2 rRNA genes and 1 pseudogene are annotated in these 1,172 nt (G+C 43.5%); 1 reads left to right on the top strand and 2 read right to left on the bottom strand.

Features of this window, described 5'->3' with window-relative positions:
- Positions 1–406 (top strand): annotated as a pseudogene (locus P378_RS24305) (transposase); the annotation flags it as partial.
- A 285-nt stretch (positions 407–691) separates the two neighbouring features.
- Here P378_RS24305 and rrf read toward each other — a convergent pair.
- A 5S ribosomal RNA gene (rrf, locus tag P378_RS14790) occupies positions 692–807 on the bottom strand.
- Positions 808–1,004: 197 nt separating this feature from the next.
- Positions 1,005–1,172: ribosomal RNA gene (locus P378_RS14785) — 23S ribosomal RNA — on the bottom strand; the annotation flags it as partial.

Here is a 1,172-nt window from a genome sequence, read left to right as displayed (position 1 = left end):
GAAACAATTCCCCAAGCTGAAGTCATTCAGAGATACAGAGCAAAAAATAAAATTGAAGAGGTCTTTCGGGAAATGAAGTCTCAACTCGCCTTAAGGCCAATTCATTTAACCCGTCCTGAGCGAGTCAAGGTGCATGTCAGCATTTGCATTTTGGCCTACCTACTGGTAAATACAATGGAGCCATACTTAAAAAGGCCGGTCATTCAATATCCCCTATAGACGTTTTGGAACAAGTACAAAGCTGCCAGTTAAATCAGGTAGGTATCAAAGGCACCCCTGGTTATTCACTTACCGTAACAGAAATGACGGAGGAACAAAAAGAATGGGCAAAACTCTTTAACTGCGAAAGATTATTAAAACCAAAGGCATTAAAACAGATAAAAAATCCTTAGAAAATACATTGTAGTCCCAAAAATATTATTGGCGTATGGCTTCAGCCCTTGCTACGCCTGGTACTGGAAAATTTTTACGCCAAACTTCGGTTAAAAATTAAACTACGGTCTCTTACGAGACAGCTATAATTCATCCCAATCTTCATTAGGAATCACTAGTTGTGATTTTGTATTTAAATATCTTTTTTGGATATTTCCAAGAACATGCGAATCACTCGTTGTTGCTGTTTAGCAAATATCAACGGCTTTCCCAAACATGCAAAACACCCGCAGTCAATAACTGCGGGTGTTTAAAATTACTCTGGCGACGACCTACTCTCCCAGGGGCTTGCGCCCCGAGTACCATCGGCCCTGGAGGCTTAACTGCTGTGTTCGGGATGGGAACAGGTGTACCCCCTCCGGTATCGCCACCAGAAAATCTTATGCTTTTGGGTAATTCTTTGGGGTCTAGCCGTCAGCCGTCGGCCATCGGCCTTCAGCTTTTTAGGCTTTTCCCTTTAGCAAACKTTGCATTCCCTGAAAACTGAACAGCTCTTAAGTAAGGTCGTATCTTAAGGAGAAATGATGGTGTTTAGCTCTCACTTCCTACCTCTCACTTCTCACATCTCAAATTAGGTCAAGACCTCGATCTATTAGTACCGGTCGGCTGAACACATTGCTGCGCTTACACCCCCGGCCTATCTACATGTAGTCTKCATGGGATCTTACCTACTTGCGTAGTGGGAAACCTCATCTTGAAGGGGGCTTCGTGCTTAGATGCTTTCAGCACTTATCCCTGCC

The organism is Desulforamulus profundi (genome assembly GCF_002607855.1).
The sequence above is the reverse complement of the archived record's forward strand: the minus strand, read 5'-3'. Positions and strand labels throughout refer to the sequence as shown.